This is a genomic window from Lacticaseibacillus suihuaensis (assembly GCF_054785075.1).
On sequence record NZ_BAAGBJ010000004.1, the window covers coordinates 173,666 to 188,662 of the forward strand.

The 14,997-nt window shown below is 63.4% G+C and carries 11 protein-coding genes; 2 read left to right on the plus strand and 9 right to left on the minus strand.

Annotated elements, in window-relative coordinates; all coding sequences use genetic code 11:
• Positions 1-17: 17 nt before the first annotated feature.
• Positions 18-3,302 (minus strand): mucin-binding protein, encoded by a 3,285-nt coding sequence (locus ACYVRZ_RS05440; protein WP_461225514.1) that lies wholly within the window; start codon positions 3,300-3,302, stop codon positions 18-20.
• 342 nt (positions 3,303-3,644) lie between these two features.
• Here ACYVRZ_RS05440 and ACYVRZ_RS05445 point away from each other — a divergent pair, with 342 nt between their 5' ends.
• Positions 3,645-3,983 carry a DUF1048 domain-containing protein gene (locus ACYVRZ_RS05445; RefSeq protein ID WP_461225516.1) on the plus strand — a complete coding sequence of 113 codons (339 nt, stop codon included), beginning with the start codon at positions 3,645-3,647 and terminating at the stop codon, positions 3,981-3,983.
• A gap of 183 nt (positions 3,984-4,166) precedes the next feature.
• Here ACYVRZ_RS05445 and ACYVRZ_RS05450 read toward each other — a convergent pair whose 3' ends face one another.
• Complete coding sequence (locus tag ACYVRZ_RS05450) at positions 4,167-5,312, minus strand: GGDEF domain-containing protein (RefSeq protein ID WP_461225518.1); 1,146 nt, start codon at positions 5,310-5,312, stop codon at positions 4,167-4,169.
• Between the two features lie 357 nt (positions 5,313-5,669).
• Between ACYVRZ_RS05450 and ACYVRZ_RS05455 the strand changes: the two genes are divergently transcribed.
• Positions 5,670-8,621: a hypothetical protein gene (locus tag ACYVRZ_RS05455; RefSeq protein WP_461225520.1), complete on the plus strand. Its 2,952-nt coding sequence runs from the start codon at positions 5,670-5,672 to the stop codon at positions 8,619-8,621.
• A 738-nt stretch (positions 8,622-9,359) separates the two neighbouring features.
• Here ACYVRZ_RS05455 and rpsI read toward each other — a convergent pair.
• From rpsI to ACYVRZ_RS05490, 7 genes are all read right to left on the minus strand, one after another.
• Positions 9,360-9,752, minus strand: coding sequence for a 30S ribosomal protein S9 (rpsI, locus tag ACYVRZ_RS05460; RefSeq protein WP_225046493.1), 393 nt, complete (start codon positions 9,750-9,752; stop codon positions 9,360-9,362).
• A 13-nt stretch (positions 9,753-9,765) separates the two neighbouring features.
• Positions 9,766-10,212 (minus strand): 50S ribosomal protein L13, encoded by a 447-nt coding sequence (rplM, locus tag ACYVRZ_RS05465; protein ID WP_225046492.1) that lies wholly within the window; start codon positions 10,210-10,212, stop codon positions 9,766-9,768.
• 165 nt (positions 10,213-10,377) lie between these two features.
• Positions 10,378-11,541: an MFS transporter gene (locus ACYVRZ_RS05470; RefSeq protein ID WP_461225521.1), complete on the minus strand. Its 1,164-nt coding sequence runs from the start codon at positions 11,539-11,541 to the stop codon at positions 10,378-10,380.
• A 119-nt stretch (positions 11,542-11,660) separates the two neighbouring features.
• Positions 11,661-12,428 (minus strand): tRNA pseudouridine(38-40) synthase TruA, encoded by a 768-nt coding sequence (gene truA / locus ACYVRZ_RS05475; protein ID WP_461225522.1) that lies wholly within the window; start codon positions 12,426-12,428, stop codon positions 11,661-11,663.
• Positions 12,429-12,493: 65 nt separating this feature from the next.
• Complete coding sequence (locus ACYVRZ_RS05480) at positions 12,494-13,288, minus strand: energy-coupling factor transporter transmembrane component T family protein (RefSeq protein WP_262315136.1); 795 nt, start codon at positions 13,286-13,288, stop codon at positions 12,494-12,496.
• Positions 13,281-14,147, minus strand: a complete 867-nt coding sequence (locus tag ACYVRZ_RS05485; protein ID WP_461225523.1) for an energy-coupling factor ABC transporter ATP-binding protein — start codon at positions 14,145-14,147, stop codon at positions 13,281-13,283. The genes ACYVRZ_RS05480 and ACYVRZ_RS05485 overlap by 8 nt, the downstream gene beginning before the upstream one ends.
• Positions 14,123-14,959 (minus strand): energy-coupling factor ABC transporter ATP-binding protein, encoded by an 837-nt coding sequence (locus ACYVRZ_RS05490; protein ID WP_461225524.1) that lies wholly within the window; start codon positions 14,957-14,959, stop codon positions 14,123-14,125. The genes ACYVRZ_RS05485 and ACYVRZ_RS05490 overlap by 25 nt, the downstream gene beginning before the upstream one ends.
• Positions 14,960-14,997: the final 38 nt, after the last annotated feature.

A 14,997-nucleotide genomic window follows, 5' to 3' on the forward strand; every position in this document is an offset into this window, starting at 1 on the left:
TCATCGTGGTGCCAGGGCTAGTGAGCCCGGCGCTTCAGGAACGCACCGGCCAGGCCGAACGCCAGGATTGCCAGTCCAGCAACCACCACCGCGGTGTTCTTGGCCTCACCGGTTTGCGGCAAGGTCTCGCCATTGGTCGCGACCGGCGTTGCGGCTGGGCTGCTCAGCGGCGTCGTGGTGGCGCCACCGGTGATCGGCAGCGCAGTCGGCGTCGCCGTGGTGCGGCCGGTGGTCAGGTTCGTGGCCCGAGCCGGCGTCTTGGCCGTGTTGCCGGTTGGCGTTGTCGTCGCGGTGTTACCACCCGTGATTGGCAGCCCGGTGAGCGGCGTCGTATCTGCCGGCGTGGTGTCCGTCGGGGTCGTATCTGCCGGCGTCGTATCTGTTGGCGTGGTATCCGTCGGCGTGGTGTCCGTCGGGGTCGTATCTGCTGGCGTGGTATCCGCTGGCGTGGTGTCCGCCGGCGTGGTATCCGTCGGCGTTGTATCCGTCGGCGTGGTATCCGCTGGCGTCGTGTCCGTCGGCGTTGTATCCGTCGGCGTGGTATCCGTCGGCGTGGTATCCGTCGGCGTGGTATCCGCTGGCGTCGTGTCCGTCGGCGTGGTATCCGTCGGCGTGGTATCCGTCGGCGCGGTATCCGTCGGCGTGGTATCCTTCGGCGTGGTATCCGTCGGCGTGGTATCCGCTGGCGTCGTGTCCGTCGGCGTTGTATCCGCTGGCGTCGTATCCGTCGGAGTTGTATCCGCTGGCGTCGTATCCGTCGGAGTTGTATCCGTTGGCGTGGTATCGGTCGGGGTGGTATCCGCTGGCGTGGTGTCCGTCGGCGTTGTATCCGCTGGCGTCGTATCCGTCGGAGTTGTATCCGTTGGCGTGGTATCGGTCGGGGTGGTATCCGCTGGCGTGGTGTCCGTCGGCGTTGTATCCGCTGGCGTCGTATCCGTCGGCGTCGTATCCGTCGGCGTGGTATCGGTCGGGGTGTCGCCGTCCTTGCCGTCAGGGGTTGGGTCGGTCACACCACCATTGTCGTCGGTGTCCGGCGTGGTTGAATCGCTATTTTCGGTTGTCGTGTCACCGCCATTTTCAACAATAGTGGTATCGCCGCTGTGATCGGTGTTGGTCGTGTTGATCTGGCTGTTATCCGTAACCGTCGTGTCACCACTAGTCTGACTGTTGTCGGTTGTGCTGTTCCCACTGTCGGTAGTCGTCGTGGTGTCACCGGTGGTCGTGCTACTGTCAGTATCGCCAGTGACGTTGTTGCTCCCAGTCGTGTTGCCACTATCCTTAATCGTTGTGGTGTCACCACTTGTCACCGTCTGACTGTTATCCGTATCACCCGAAATCGTGGTGTCACCGGTGGTCTGACTATTGTCGTTGTTCGTGTCCCCGGAGATGACGGTCTGGCTGTTGTCCGTGTCACCCGAAATCGTGGTGTCACCGGTGGTCTGACTGTTATCAGTATTGGTGTCGCCGGAAATCACGGTCTGACTATTATCGGTGTTTGTGTCGCCAGAAATCGTGGTGTCACCGGTAGTCTGACTATTGTCGTTGTTCGTGTCCCCGGAGATGACGGTCTGGCTGTTGTCTGTGTTAGTGTCACCCGAGATGGTGGTGTCGCCGGTGGTCGGATTGTTCGAGCCGATGGTGACATCCCCAACCGTCGTGTCGTGACTGTCGATGTTGATGGTCACGTCGCCGGTGGTGTCGTCCTCATCCGCAGCGGCCGGTGAGTTCAGCACGATGGTGAACAGTTGCTCCTTACCGTCGTTGGCGTCGAAGGCCAGCCCTTTTTCAGGAAAATCGTTGCTAATCAGCGTGTAGCCCTGAGCGAGATAAGACTGAATCGTGGCCGTCGGGTCATAGTCGCTGGTCTGCTTGGTACGGCCTGTCAGTGTATCCGTGCGTAAAACGGTCTTGCCCGTCGCGTCGATGTAGGTGACCGATGCCGTTTGGGTGTCGGCCTCGTACAGAAGCGTCAGCGTCTGCTTCTTGGCGGTGAAGGTGCCGCGCAACGCGCCGGTTTTGGCCGCGACGAAGGTGAAGCCCTTGAAGGTCGGCACCGCAATCTTGTACTGGCGGCCAACCTTGCGCGTGATCACGTTCTGCTTGTGAATCACGTTACCCTGCGCGTCGACGTAGTTCACCACCAGCTTACCCTTCTTGACCACGGCCGGCTTGGTCGTCGTGGTCCCCGGGTCTGTGGTCGTGGTGCCCGGGTCCGTCGTTGTAGTGCCCGGATTTGTCGTCGTGGTTCCCGGATCTATCGTCGTGGTGCCCGGGTCCGTCGTCGTAGTGCCCGGATCCGTCGTCGTGGTGCCCGGGTCCGTCGTCGTGGTCCCAGGGTCCGTGGTCGTCGTGGTCGGCTTCTTGACCATTTTGATCACGTAGGTGTTGACGGTGTATGGGTCGTCCGGACCGGTGACGTACTGGTCCGGCACGTTGTCGGAGACGTAGACGTAACCCTCTTTCTCCAGATCTCTGGTCACGTAGTTGTAGTCGTAGGACATCGGCGGGGTCCCCCAGGCGCCGCGAGCCGTCTGCTGGGTAATTGGAACCGGGTTGTCCGGGTCGGTGTAATCCACGAACAGGAAGTTGCGGGTGAACTGCTTGGCTTCCGGATTCTTGGTGTAGGTGAAGGTCACCTGGGTCTCGCTGTTTTGATTGCTGCCATGCTTGACCGTCTGCTTGGCATCGCCCTTGACGGTGTAACCGCCGATGTGCGGGGCGGTGACGGTTTCCTCGGTGCCGGCAGTGCCTTGCTTGGACTCGGTCGGCGGCACCAGCTCTTTGCCATTCTCGTCGACGTAATGGGTCTTCACGGTGTCAAAACCGACCCACTTGTACCAGATCACGGCGTTGCGAGTACCCAGCGGCAGCCGCAGCTCCTTGCTGGTCGGCCCGGTCGCGGTCGACGAGAGCAACGTTCCCGCCGCCTGTGGCACATAGCCCAGGATATCAAGCGGCTGAACCGTGTAGGTCGCGTCGACGTTGCCGTTGATCCACATGTCCGGCGCAATGGCGGTGGAGCCGTTGCCATTATCGATGAGGTACATCAGGTCGATGTGGCCCGGATACTTCTCGTCGATGGCGGCGCTGAGCTCCAGCCCGGTGCTGGTGATGGTGGTCGCCACCGGTTCTAGGGTCGGCTGCGCCGGGTTGGCCGCCTGCACCTTGGTTCCGCCGACGGAGGCGGTGCCAATCGCGACCGCAAAAATTCCGGCGGTCAGCCACAGCTTCCCCTTCTTGTACATTTTGAAGTGTTCCTTGGCTGCGCCTGGCGCAACCCGCTGATTCGTCAATCGACTCATTCTCCTAATTCCTCCTTGAGATTGACCATCCAAATTCCCCCAAATGGCGCTGCGGCGACGGGTCAAAAACCGGCACCGCAATTACCAATTAGTATAGCCAGAACGTTTTGAACGCGTTTTCGAATCTCAAGTTAAGTTGATATTCCTGAAATATTTTTCGATTTTCCTTCGCCGCAACCTTCCTTGTGAAAACTCGGTCGACTGGTTGACATCGCAGCTACTCATTGATATTATGTACCGGTACCTAGTGTTAACAATTAGTTGAGCAAAACTGCTCGCCTCAACCGCCGCCCGACATCAACAACCGGCGACGCGGCACCGACCAGTCAGAGGAGACCGACCATGACAACGGGATTGACCAAGATAATTCGAGATAAGAAGCGCTACCGGCAGTTTTTGAAGGACGCCAACGCCCTACCGGCGCCTTACGCCCAGACGCTGTTGGCGCTGCAGGCCTACCTGTGGAACTTCGCTCGCAGCGGCGACTTGATAGAACCGCTGGAGGAGATGCTGCGCATGTTTCAGGAAAGCGCGGCCGAGCAGGTGCCGGTCGCCCAGATTGTCGGGGCCGACCCGGTGGAATTCGCGGCCAACCTGATGGCCCAATACCCTGACGACCTGTGGCTGATCAAGTACCAAAACCGACTGCGCGAGCAGGTCAAGGCCGCCGAGCAACAGTAGGCGACCACCGGCGCCGCGCGTCAAAAAAAGCAGTTCAACTCAATCGTTGAACTGCTTTTTGGCGTCTCGCCACGGGGCTTGCCTCGGCCGACGCCGGGCGGCAGGCGTCTCGCCGCCGCTTGCGGCCCATCAGCCACCAGGCCGCCTTCACGTCTTGTCGCAGGTCGGCGGCCGCGCCGCCGGTCAGGCGTTTTGACCGTCGGTGCCATCCGCCTGCGGCACAATGCAGTTGCGGCCGCTGTGCTTGGCCGCGTAGAGGTTGCGGTCGGCCTGCTTGTAGACGTCCTCGGCGCTGTAATCCGCGGCCTGCACCCGGGCCTGGCCAATCGAGCAGGTGATGGTCAGCCCCTCCGCCACGTCGTTGAACTGCACCAGCTGCAGCAGCTCCAAGAAGCGGTCACCGATTGCCTGGGCCGCGGCTTGGGACAGGTCGGTTCGGGCGATGATGGCGAACTCCTCGCCGCCCAGCCGGTAAGCGGTCGCCGAAAACGGCAGCCCGTCGGCAAACCCGGCCAGCTCATGCGCCAGCCGCCGCAGCACGGCGTTGCCGCCGAGGTGGCCGTAAGTGTCGTTGATTTGCTTGAAGTGGTCGAGGTCCCCTTCAAACACCGAGTAGCCCGTGCCGTTTTTCTGAAAGTCGGAGAACAGCCGCTCGAGCTCCTTGGTGAAGGTGCCGAAGTTCTGGACCCCGGTCAGCTCATCGACCCGCGTCTGCACCACCAGGCGGTTGGTGCGAGCAAGCGTTCCCGCCAACAAGGCGGCCGCCCCGTGGCCCAGTGCGGCCAACAGCGCCAGGGCCAAGAGCTCGCGGCCCCAAAACGCCGGTCCGGCTGCCGGCGCCACCCACTGCACCTGGGCCATCAGCAAGCCGGCGGCCAGCGCGATCAGCAGCCCGAGCTGAACCAGGCCATACCGCCGCCGAACCGCCGCCGCGGTGAATCGCCCCGCAAGCGCCGAGGCGGCGACCAGCAGCCCGGCGACCGCAAGCCACGTGGCGCGGTGGCCGAGCGTTAGCAATGCATAGGCCGCAAGCAAGGCCCCTGCCAGCCAGGCCCGTGGCCGCCGGCGCGGCCTCAGGCTGAGCAGCGCAAGCGTCACAATCAGCAGGTTCAAGGCGGTCCAGCGCGTCGAAGCGTTCAGCAGCAACCCGCCCAGGTACAAGGCCCCCACCGCCGTACCGGCACCCAGTAGCGCCTTGCGATGCGCCACGACCCAGGGGGCGGCGGTGCTGGCCCGGACCCAGGTGGCAAAGGCGAGGCCGCCGAGTACAACCAGCAGTGCGGTGCCCAGCGCCAGCACGTCAGACAATAAGAAAATAAACTGACTCATAAATCTTCCCCAAAAATGAATTTCATCACCCCTCAAGAATAGCACAAAACCCCGCGGCGGTCGGCGGAGATGCCTGACCCGCCAACCGATAGTTAACGGTAGGTTTATCCCGTTGACTGGGCCTCAATAAGGGGCTAAGCTCGCCGTATAAGTATTTTTATAAAATGCTTACACAGTGATATTTATTGTGATTTCGATGATAATATCTCGAGATTCGCGTGCATATATGCAAATCCGGCGAACCAGGCGGAAATCCACGTGCATATATGTGATTTTTGGCTACGATGGCGGTCGCAATAATTATCGATCACGGCCGATATTGCAGCCGAGCAACTAAAGTTTGGAGGAACACGTATTATGACGCAAACACGTCAAGATTATCGGACCCAACGGCTCACCAAAGGGACGACTCTACATAAAGGTAAGTTGACGCTTGCCGCCACGCTGGCGGCGGCCGCGATCACCGGCATCGGCGGCCACGCCGTTGTGCAGGCCGACACGACGGCCCCGACCACTGCCCCGGCCGATCAGACCCAACCGACCGCAACCGCGACGGCGACCAGCGCCACCCCGGTGGAGCAGGCGCAAGCGGCCGTCGCCACCGCCCAGGTCCAAGCCACCACCACGACGCAGGCCCAGGCCGCGGCCCAGGCAACCGCCGATGCGGCAACCGCAGCCGAAACCAAGGCCGCCCAAGCCTTGACTACCGGTGAGGCCAAGGCCGCAGCGGCCGCGCAAACCGTGACCGCGGCACAGGCCAGTGTGACCACGGCCCAGGCCGACGTCACCGCCGCCCAAAGCGCGGCCGAACACGCCACCCCGGCCGATCAGGCGGCCGCGGCACAGGCCGTGACAGAGGCTTCGGCCGCCGTTGCGACTACAACCGCAGACCAGACTAAGGCCCAGGCAACCGTTGACGCGGATGCCGGCACCGTCAAGGCCGCCAAGGCTGCCGTCACCACCGCCACCCAGGCGCAGGTGTCGGCCAAGGACCAGGTCGCAACGGCCGACGCCGCGGTGGCTGCCGCGGCCAAGCAAACCGACACCGCCAAGGCCCTGACCGCGCTCAACACCGCCAAGGCTGCCGAGGCGAAGGCCCAGGCGTCGGTCGACCAGGCCCAGGCCGCCGTTGACGCGGCGACCAAGGCGAGCGACCACACCGCCACTGAGCAAGCCAAGGCCGCCTTGACCACTGCCCAACAAGCGCTCGCCAAGGCCACGGCCGACCTGACCACCGCCAAGGCCGCCGTCAAGACGGCCCAGACCGGCGTCACGACGGCGCAGCAGGCGCTGGACCAGGCCACCGCGGCCTTGACCGCCGCCAAGAGCCAATCCAGCACCAAGAGCGGCGTCAAGGTGACCGTCACCGCCGCCCTGAAGCAGGCGGTGGCCAAGTACATCCAAGACACCCAGGCCAACGCCAGCATCAAGGTCCGCGTCGCCGACATGAACGCGATCAACCAGGCGTTCGGCGGCGACGCTTCCAACGGCCATTTGACCCTTGCTTACACGGGTAACACCGCCAACGATAAAAAGGTCTTCAAGATCACGCGCGACTACAACGACACGCTCAAGCAGCTGAGCCCCGCCGAGATCACCGAGCTGGTGCAGACGCTGGCCGGCGCCATCAACGAGATTCGCACCCAGTTCGGAATCATCGATCAGGTCGGCGCGGTCAAGGTCAACCAAGACACCATCGCCTTGGCCAAGGCCGTCAACGCGGCCGCGGTCAAGGGTGGCGACATCACCGATGCCCTGGACCACCTCGCCAAAACCTCGGGCGTCGACGAGAACCTGATCATCGATCAGGTCATGTCCGATGACCAAGACGTCGGCATCGCGGATTGGGCCGTCACGCAACACACCATGACCTTCAAGGAGGTCAAGCAACGCGCCTTGATGGCCTTCGTCTTCAATCAGGTCTACAGCGTCGGGGCCGACATCTACGCCGACCGCAACGCCACCGTTGAGAACGACAGCACCTTCTTGGCCGGCAAACAGATTCTGGGCATCGCCAACTACCAGCTGGCCTCGATCGCCGCTAACGGCGTTCACGACGCCTTCTTCGGGGCCTGGGACACCTTCTTCGGCGCCGACCCGGCGACCATGGAGGCCTACCGCATGATTTTCGTGCCGGACACCGCCGCGTCCTTTGGCAACGCCGCCAATTTTGACCGCACCGTGATTGCCACGCCCGGCCTGACCACCGGCGCCAAGGTCGACACCACCAAGCAGGCGGCCGCCGTCGCCACCGCCACCGACCAGCTGACAGCCGCCAAGGCGGCGCTGACACAGGCGAAGACCGCGCAGACGACGGCGCAAAAGGCCGTCACCACCGCCACCGCTGCCGTCACCGCCGCCCAAAAGAAGGTTGACCAGCTGGCCGCCGGCAGCAAGGCCAACGCCGCCGCGCTGGCTGCCGCCCAAAAGACGCTGAAGGCGGCCCAGGAAGCGCTACAGCAGGCCCAGGCCGCAACCGCCAAGGCGCAGACCGCCTACACCAACAGCCTGAAGTCGCAAGCCGAACAGGCCGCCGCGCTGAAGCAGGCCCAAGCCACCGCCGCTGCCGCCCAGGCCGCGCTGAAGCAAGCCACGGCCACGCTGACCAGCGCCAAGCAGGCACTGACCGCGGCCCTCGCCAAGCAAAAAGCCGACACGACGGCGCTGACCGCCGCCAAGACCGCAGCCGCCAAGGCCCAGGCCGCGCTAGTTGCGGCCCAAAAGCAGGCCGCCCTGCTGGCCGACGTGCCGGCGGCCCAGGCCAAGGCCTCGGCCGCACTGGCCGCAGCCAAGACCGCGTTGGTCGCGGCCCAAGCCGCCTACGACCAGGCCACGGCCAAGCTCGCCGCCTTGAAGCAATCCCTGACCGCCGCCAAGGCCACCGCCCAAACCGCCAAGGCAGCGCTGGCCGAAGCCAAGGCCGCTGCGGTTGCCGCCAAAACCAGGCTCGCCGCGGCCAAGACCAAGCTGGCTAAGTTGACCCAGGCGGAGTCGCTTGAAGACAACGTAACGCGTCAGCAACACGCGCTGGCCGGCAAGCCGGCCACCGGGACCGCGCTTCACGCCATCGCCGCCGCTCACCCAGGCAAATCAACCACCGTCGCGGCCAGCGCGGCTGACAAGGCCAGCGTGACCGCCGTCAACCCAGTGACCCTGGCCGCACCAGCTACCACGACCAGCGCGACCGGCCGCGACCTGCCACAAACCGGCGAGGCGACCCAGGCGGCCGCCTTGCTGAGCATGAACGGCGTGGCCGCGCTGCTCTCGCTATTCGGCCTCACCGGACTGTGCAAGCACCGCGAACACTAGCATTCCCCGAAGCACTGAAAAACCGCCAGACCGAATTGAGGACTCCCCCCAATCACGAGACGCCTCGTCTCATGACTGCCGGGAACTCAATGGTCTGACGGTTTTTGCTTGCCGTGGCCACGGTGCCGCAGGCCTTGCGTCGACGCCTGCAGCCAAGCGGCGATCCGTGCCAGGCATCGCCGCCCACACCGGCCTCAAATGCGCCAGACGCGCCGAAGCCACCGCGGGTTCAAAACCCGCGGCAGCCTCAGTTTTCTTGCTGACGACTTGCGTTCTGGTGCTGTCGTCTCACCGCACTCGCATCGCTGCGCGGCACGTTGGGACAAGCCCCCTGTCAGTTCGGTGCCGCAGCTACCTCGCAAGCGAGTAGGCACCGGACTGTGCGGCAGGAGGGTGGTGGTCCACACCCTGGTGGTCGGCCCCAATCGGAGGAGGCCGTTGCACGAAAACGTCGACGTTGTTGCCTGGTTCGGCATGGCATGGGTGGGGGTACTGGGAATGCTTATGTCCCGGACCTTCCCCCTAAGCAGTAGAGTTGCAAGCGCTGCGGCCGCAGCGTTTTCGCCTGCCCGTTGACAATCATCTGAATCTAGTGTAAGCCCTACCAATTAGGCCGTCAACTTTGAAGCTCGCCACGGCACAAAAATAAGCCCACTCGCAATGAGTGGGCTTACCTTGTCCGTCAGCCGGATCAGTCGGCTGCCGAAGCAACCGCTCGCGGCGTTGAATCGAGAACGATTAACGCTTGGAGAACTGACTAGCCTTACGGGCCTTCTTCAGACCTGGCTTCTTACGTTCCTTCATACGAGGGTCACGCGTGAGCATGCCGGCACGCTTGAGGGGGCCGCGGAAGTCTGGGTCAACGGTGAGCAGCGCACGGGAGATCCCGTGACGGATGGCACCGGTCTGACCGGTGAAGCCGCCGCCATTGGCGTTAACCAAGACGTCGTACTGACCGGTGGTTTCGGTGATACCGAAAGGTTGGGTCAGATCAAGGATCAGGTTTTCATATGGCAGGTAGTCGTGGACGTCCTTGCCGTTGATTGTGATTTTGCCGGAGCCAGGAACCAGACGGACCCGGGCAACGGAGTTTTTGCGGCGACCAGTGCCGCTGTAAGATACTTGAGCCACAGTTGTATCCTCCTTAGATTAGGTTGGTGATGTCGAGTACTTCTGGCTTCTGTGCTTCGTGGGAGTGATCTTCCCCGGCGTACACGTGAAGCTTCATGAATTGCTGGTGACCAAGCGTGTTCTTGGTAGGCAGCATCTTCTTGACAGCGTATTCGACCAAGCGTGCTGGGTCGTTCTTCAGCAGATCGCCAGCAACTTCATGCTTCAAACCACCTGGATGTTGGCTGTGACGGTAGTAGATCTTGTCGCTGGCCTTGTTGCCGGTCAGCTTCAGGTTCGCGGCGTTGATGACGATGACATTGTCACCGGTGTCAACGTGCGGGGTAAAGGTCGGCTTGTTCTTGCCGCGCAGGATGGAAGCGACGACGGAAGCCAAACGGCCAAGACTGATGTCCGTTGCGTCGATCACATACCATTTACGTTCGATTTCGCCTGGCTTAGCCATAAATGTTGTACGCACGATTTGTTTCCTCCAATGTTTCTGTGCTTGTTTGACACGTCATAAGTTTCCGGGGCTTATCGTGGGGCAAACAATACCAGCTACTAACATACCAAAAATGCGGCGGGAAGTCAACGCGACCGACGCGTTTTTCGCGTCAACTCCACCAGGCGTTCCCAGCAGCCCTCACGCCTGAATCTTCGGGCCCCGCAGCACCAGGCCGCCGAAGCCGCCCAGCAGCACGGTCAGGCCCAGGCACAGCTCGAGCACAGGCGCCCAGCCGAGCCGCTGCCCCAACCACGCACAGCCCAGGGGGCCGGCCGCCGCCAGCAGGTAGCCACTGGCCTGGGCCATGCCGGAAAGCGCCGCGGTTGCCCGGGGACTGGCGGTTTTCTGCTGAAAAAAGACGATGCACAGCGAGAACGCGGCGCCGCTGGCCGTGCCGGCGACCACCGCGGCCACCGCCTGAAAGCCGAAGCTGGCCGGCCCCGCCAACACGCCGAGCAGCCCGAGGCCAAAGCCTGCGGTGACGAAGATCACTAACCCCACCAGCCCATGCCGCCGCTCGGCCAAGCTCGGCGTCAGCATGGTCAGCGGCAGGCCGGACAGCTGAAACAGCGTGGCCAGGCTGCCGGCCGCCACCGCATCGAACCCCGCGGCCTGCCAAATCGTCGGTAGCCAGGTCAAAAGCGTGTAGTAAAGAATCGACTGCAGTCCGAAGAACGCCGCGACCAGCCAGGCCATCGGGTACCGGCCAACGCGCAGACGCGCTTGTACACCACCGCCTCGCGGCCCGGTCAACCGCGGCAGCACCAGGGTCCATACCAAAAGGGCCAGCACCGAGACGCTGCCAAGCACCGCCTCGGTGGCCGTGACCCCGACGTGCTGCGCCAAAAGTCCAGCCGTTCCCGTGCCCAGGCTTGCGACCAGCCCCATCGCGGTGGTGTACACCGTGGTCATCACCGCGATGCGCCGCGGAAACTCGGCCTTGATTAAGGCTGGCAGCAGCACGTTGCCGGCGGCGATGCCAAGCCCCACCAACAGCGTCCCGGCAAGCAACGCCCAGCCGCTCGGCAACAGGCGCAACCCGCTACCGGCGACCAGCAGCACCGCCGCACCCCAGAGAATGCGACCGCTGCCGTGCTGGCTGCCCAGCCGCCCGAACAGCGGCGACACCAGGGCGAACACCAGCAGTGGCAGCGAGGTGACCAGCCCGGCCAGCGCCTGTGGCAGCAGGCCGCTGGCCACCAGCCGCGGCAACAACGGCGGCATCATCGTGATCGGCAGGCGCAGATTCGCCCCGATCAGCACGATTCCCACCACCAACAGCCAAGTTCTCTGCTTCTTCAAGTCGCATCCCCTTTTCCGCCTCGGCGCCATCCCAGCCCGAAGCCAAGCTCACCGCCGTGTCCGCCCCACCGTAGCGGCCGCCTCGCCTCGGCCGCTGCCAAACAGGCGGCGACGCACCGTCACTTAAGCGCCTGGTCGTCCTCGGGGTAATACACTTCCTTCAGGTACAGCCCCGAGGCCGGGGCGGTGCCGCGAGCCTGCTGGCGGTCCAACACCTGATACAGGCGCAGGAAGTCGTGAACCGGGCGGCGGCCGTTGCCGATTTCAAGCAGCGTGGCGACCAGGATTCGCACCATGTTGTAGAGAAACCCGTTGCCGTAAAACTCGAACACGATCTCGTTTCGCGCGGCGTCTTCTCGCACCGTCGCCTCGTAAATCGTGCGGACCTTGTCGACAATCACGCCGCCGCTGGCCGCAAAGCTGGTGAAGTCGTGGGTGCCGACGACATCCGGCAGCGCCGCGCGAATCAGGTCGAGGTCCAGGGGGTACGGGTAGTGGCCGGTGTATAACCGGTTGAACGGGTCGGTGAAGCGACCACGCGCAACCCGGTACAAGTAGCGCTTACCGATGGCCGAGTACCGGGCGTGAAAGGTCTCGGGCACGATTTCGGCCTTCAGGATCTCAATGTCCAGGGGCATCAGCGAGTTCATCGCGCGCAGCATCGACCGGGCGGGAATATTTCCCGGGAAATCAAAGGACACCACCTGGCCCAGCGCATGCACCCCGGAGTCGGTGCGACCGGAGCCGTCGACGTGAATCGACTCGCACTTGGCCATTTTGCCCAGGGCCTTTTGCAACACCCCCTGCACCGTGCGTTGGCGGGGCTGAACCTGGTAGCCGGCGAACTTGGTGCCGTCGTAGGCCAGCGTCATTTTGTAATGCGTCATCGTATGCCTTTCCGGCAGTCAAAAGCGGCCGACCTCAAGGCCCGACCGCCGACTGCAACACTTGTCTATGCGCGAAGCAGCACCAGCGCCGCCGTCAGCACCACCATCGCGAGGCCGGCGAACACGTCGGCTCGGTGGTAGTTCAAGACGCGGTACTTGGTGCGGTTATCGCCGCCTTGGTAGCCCCGGGCGTCCATCGCCGTCGCGAGGTCCTCGGCAATCGTGAACGAATCCACGAACAACGGGATCAAAAGCGGCACCACCGCCTTCATCTGCTGAAACAGGTTGCCGGAGCCAAAATCGACCCCCCGGGCCCGTTGCGCGTTCATGATCTTGGTCGTCTGGTCCATCAGAGTCGGCACGAAGCGCAGCGCGATCTGCAGCACCAGCGCCAGCTCGGTCACCGGCACGTGCAGCTTACGCAGCGGCCGCAGCAGTGACTCGACCGCATCCGCCAGAGACAGCGGCTGCGTGGTCAGCGTCAGAAGCGTCGAGACGAAGATGATCAAGACGAAGCGCATGAAGATGAACGCGCCGTTGACCAGCCCGAACTGCGTGATCGCCAGCCACCCGAAGGACCAGTACGTCGGCCCCCCCTTGGTGAAGAAGATCTGCAGCACGACGGTGAACAGAATCAGCCAGATCATCGGCCGCACCCCGCGCAGGAAGAAGCCCAGTTTGATTTTGGACGCGGCGAGCATCGCCATGGTCACGGCGAACATCAGCAGGTAAGACTGCCAGTTGTTGGCCAGGAAAATGATGGCGATGTAATAGAAGCTGGCCATCAGCTTGGTTCGCGGATCCAGCCGGTGGACCCAGGAGTCGCCGGGCAGGTAACGCCCTAGCAGCAGCTTATTCACGGGCGTCCCCTCCAATCTGTGGCAGCAGCTGATCCGCCAACGCGTCGGCGGTCAGCGGCAGCGGATCGAACTCGAAGCCCTTGGCCGCCAGCTTTTCGGCCATCACCGCCGTTTTGGGCAGCCCCAGCGAGTGCTGACGCAGCCAGTCCGGATCGGTGAAAACCTCGGCCGGAGTGCCTTGCCGCACCAGCTCGCCGTTTTGCATCACCAGCACGTTGTCGGCGTAATCGGCCACGTCGTCCATCTGGTGGGTGACCAGCACGATGGTCAGCCCCGACTCCTGGTGCAGCCGGTTGAACATCTGCATCATCTCCTGGCGGCCGGCGGGATCAAGCCCCGCGGTCGGCTCGTCCAAGACCAAGACCTCCGGCTGCATCGCCAGCACCCCGGCGATCGCCACGCGGCGCATCTGGCCGCCCGACAGGTCAAAGGGCGAGCGTTCGAGCAGCGCCTCCGGCAGCCCCACCAGCGGCATCATTTTGGCCGCCAGCGCCAGCGCGTCTTGCTCCGGCACCCCGAAGTTCTTGGGGCCAAAGGCGATGTCTTGCGCCACGGTCTGCTCGAACAGCTGGTTTTCGGCGAACTGGAACACCATGCCGACCTTCCGGCGCAGCGGCCGCAGGTTCTTGTTCGACGTCTCGCTGGTGATGGTGAAGTCGCCGATGGTCACGGTGCCGCTGGTCGGCTTGATCAGCGCGTTCAGGTGCTGCAAAAGCGTCGACTTGCCGGAGCCGGTGTGGCCGATGATGGCCGTGTAGGCACCACCCTTGATGGTGGTGCTGATGTCTTTGAGTCCCAGCCCGGCGAACGGCGTCCCGGCCTGGTACGTGTAGCTCACATGGTCGAATGTAATGTCCATAAGTAATCCACCAGGCCTTCCTCAGACAGGTATGTCGCCGGCACCTTGACGCCACGCGCCGCCAGTGCCGCCTTCAGCTTCTCCGGGTACGGGACGTCCAGCCCCAGCTTAATCAGCTCGGGTCCGTAGGCGAAAATCTCGCCCGGCGTCCCCGCCTCACGAATCTCGCCGTCGTTGAGCAAAATGACGCGGTTGGCCTTGGCCGCCTCGTCGATGTCGTGGGTGATCGACAGCACGGTCAAGTCGGTGTCCGCCCGCAGCTTCTGGATCAGCGCGACGATTTCGGCCCGGCCGGCGGGGTCCAGCATCGACGTCGCCTCGTCCAAAATAATGATGTCCGGGCGTTGCGCCACGATCCCGGCGATCGCGACGCGCTGCTTTTGACCGCCCGACAGCCGCGCCGGCTCACGGGTCGCAAACTCGCTCATCCCGACGGCCTCAAGCGCGTCTTGCACCCGCACCAGCATCTCCGGCCGCGGCACCCCGCGGTTCTCCAGCCCGAACGCGACATCGTCGGCCACCGTCGCGCCGACGAACTGGTTGTCCGGGTTCTGGAACACGATACCAACCTTGGCCCGGATGTCCCACACCGTGTCTTCGGCCAGCGTCAGGCCGCCGACCACCACCGTGCCGGAATCCGGCGCCAGCAGGCCGTTGATGTTCTTGGCCAGCGTCGACTTGCCCGACCCGTTGTGGCCGATGATGGCGACCCATTCGCCTTGACGCACGGTCAGGCTGATGTCTTTGAGCGTGGGATGATCCGCATCCGGATAATGAAAATTCAAATGATCGATCGTGATCGCTTCGGCCATGATGCCCCTCTTTTCCGATTTTGCATGACGGAATCATG